We start from the raw sequence: 2,657 nt of genomic DNA, 5'->3' as shown, positions 1-2,657 counted from the left end.
GGGCCCAGCAGCAGGCGCTGGTTGGGCATCCGGTCCGGCCGCCAGCGCTGCTTGTACGGCTCCTGGCCGCGCAGCAGGCCGAGCACCGGGATGCCGGCGCCGACCGTCTCGTCCAGGGCGGCGCTGAACAGCAGCCCGGCGATGTCCAGCCGCTCGCGCAGCACCGGGTGGGCGCCGTACATGTACAGCCCGCCGAAGGAGGGGCAGAGCAGCAGCAGGTTGACCGCGACCAGCTCGCCGTTCAGGTGGAACTGGTGGACGGCCGCCCGGCCGGTGGCGACCAGGCCGGTGGTGGACTCGGTCAGGTGCCGGGCGAAGCGCTCGGTGCGGTGCTCGGCGGTGACGCCGCGCTCCTGCCACTGCAGGAAGTGCAGCCGCAGCAGCCCCTCCAGCGCGGCCGGCACCTCGTCCACCGGCGTGCTGCGGACCTGCACCCCGGCCTCGGCGATCTTGCGCAGCTTCACCCGGCTGCGCTGGGCGGTCTTGCCGGGCACCCGCTTGAGCAGCCGCTCCATCGGGACGGCCGGGAGGTACTGGCAGAGCGAGTCCTGGTAGCGGCGCCGGGCACCGCGCCAGTGCTCGTACACCCGCTGCACCGCGGCCTCGGGGTGAACCTCGCGCAGCTCCAGCCAGTGCCAGGGGCGGGTGAGCGGGAGGGCGGCGGCGAACTCGGCGGCGGCCCGGTCGGCGCAGTCGTCGTCGAGCAGGACGTCACCGTAGTCGACCAGCCCGGCCCCGAGGCCAGTGAGGCCGCCGAACGGGCCGCCGCGCCGTGTGAAGGCGCCGGCGCCGACCAGCTGGCCGTCCCGGCGGACCAGCACCACCAGCAGCGCGCCCGGCCGGCCGTAGTGGCGCCACCAGGAGCGCTGCCAGGCGGCGGCCTGGAAGAAGGTGGCGGTGCGGCACCGGGCGGCCAGCGCGTCCCACTCCTCGGCGACGGTGTCCAGGGCGTCGTCCTCGCGGCGCAGCTCGGTGGTCCAGGTGGGCGCGGCCGACTGGGCCGGGAGGCCGGCGGCGCGGGCCTCGGTGCTCATCGTCCGCTCCCGGCTGCGGTCTTCTCCTTGGCCGGGGGCTTGGACCCGGCCTCGGGCCCGGGCTTCGCGTCGCCCTTCGGGTCGGCCTTCGGTTCGGTCTTCTGCTCGCTCTTCGGCCGGGCCTTGCTGCGCTGCTCCTCGCTGCGCGGACGGGGCGTGGCCGGGGCCGGGGCCGTGGGCTCCACGGCTGCCGCGGCCTCGCTCGGCTCGCTCGGCTCGGGGGTCTGCGCCGCCACCGGCGTCTCGGCGGTGTCCGTGCCGCCGCGCCGACGGGTCATCAGCACCAGCGACCCGAGCAGCAGCCCGGCCGCGGCGCCGACCGCGACGTCCAGCTTGGCAGAGGGCGTGGTCGGCTTGTCCGGCTCGGCGGCCGGGGCCAGCGTCACCAGCCGGACGTTGGTGTCCTTGCTGCTGGTGTTGGCGAAGGCGACCAGCGAGCGGGCCACCGCGTCCGCGGTCTGGGCGGCCTCCTGGGCGCGCCTGCCGGTGCCGGTGATCTCGATCATCGGGGCGTCCGGGGAGGTCGTCCCGGAGACCTGGGACTCCAGCTCGGAGCGGGTGCGGCCGGTCTCGGCGGCCGCGACCCCGAGCACCTGCGGCTGGCCCGCGAGCCGCCCGTACGCCTGGGCGAAGTTGGTCGCGGTCGACGCCTCCCCCGGGTTCTGCGGCACCACGAGGACGTAGGCGCTGGCGGAGTACGAGGGGTGCGAGACGACGGCGTACCCGCCGCCGGCCGCGGCGCCCAGCGGCACCGCGAGCGCCACCGGCCACCAGCGGCGGACCAGGTGGCGGGCGCTTCGGCGCGGTGTGGTCATGGGTGTGGCTCCTTGGGTCTGGTACGGCGGTTCCGGCGGCGGGCGGTCAGACGCGGGCCAGCCGGTCGTAGAGGGCGCCCAGGTCGGCGGCGACCCGGGCGATGTCGTAGTGGCCGACGGCCGGGGGGTGCGGCAGCGGGTCGGCGGTGTGGCCGCTCAGCTGCCGCAGGTCGCGCAGCGCGGCGGCGTAGGCGGCGGGTTCGGAGGGGATGCGGCGGGCCTGCGGGGCGGCGCTGGGCGGCAGTTCGTCCAGCGCGGGGCAGGCGCTGTGCCGCACCGGCAGCCCGGCCGCGAGGCCCTCCAGCACACCGAGGCCGAAGGTCTCCGCGGTGGAGGGGGCGGCCAGCACGTCCATGGCGGCCAGCAGGTCGGGGACGTCGTCGCGCTCGCCGGTGAGCACCAGCCGCTCCCGGACGCCGAGTTCGGCCGCCCGGCGCTCCAGTGCGGCCCGCTCGGGGCCCTCGCCGACCAGCACCAGCCTGGTCCCCGGGTCGAGGTCGACGAGCGCCTCCAGCAGCACCTGGAAGCGCTTGCCGGGGACCAGCCGGCCGACCCCGCCGACCACCCAACTGCCCTCCGGCAGCCCGAGTTCGGCCCGGATCCGGCGGCGGGCGGCGGCCCGCTCGGCGGGCGGACGACGGTAGCCGGCGGTGTCGATGCCGTTGGGGATCAGCTCGATCCGGGCCGGCGGGACGCCCCAGGACCGCAGGGTCTGGGAGACCTGCCGGGAGACCGCGACGGTGGTGCTGCCGAGCCGTTCGGCCGCCAGGTAGAGGCCCTTGACGCCTCGGGTGACCGGCCGGCCCTC

Annotated in this window: 3 protein-coding genes; all 3 read right to left on the bottom strand. The window is 76.9% G+C overall.

Annotation, left to right across the window (positions count from 1 at the left end; translation table 11 throughout):
* On the bottom strand, positions 1-1,034 hold a 1,034-nt coding region (locus tag BG452_RS32380; protein ID WP_188307923.1), incomplete at its 3' end, for a GNAT family N-acetyltransferase.
* The gene (locus tag BG452_RS32375) at positions 1,031-1,849 is read right to left on the bottom strand and encodes a Wzz/FepE/Etk N-terminal domain-containing protein (protein ID WP_188307922.1); all 819 of its coding nucleotides are present in this window, start codon (positions 1,847-1,849) and stop codon (positions 1,031-1,033) included. The genes BG452_RS32380 and BG452_RS32375, both read right to left, overlap by 4 nt.
* 46 nt (positions 1,850-1,895) lie before the next feature.
* Positions 1,896-2,657: glycosyltransferase (locus BG452_RS32370; protein WP_188307921.1), on the bottom strand; the 762-nt coding region annotated here is incomplete at its 5' end.

The sequence above is a fragment of the Streptomyces sp. CBMA123 genome, assembly GCF_014596465.1.
Taxonomy (GTDB): domain Bacteria; phylum Actinomycetota; class Actinomycetes; order Streptomycetales; family Streptomycetaceae; genus Kitasatospora.
Note: the sequence above shows the minus strand (reverse complement) of the source record. Positions and strands in the feature narration are given on the sequence as shown.

What these genes read in the sequence shown, in the direction of transcription:
- BG452_RS32375 (WP_188307922.1), bottom strand. Translation starts at nt 1,849, where the DNA reads ATGACCACACCGCGCCGAAGCGCCCGCCACCTGGTCCGCCGCTGGTGG.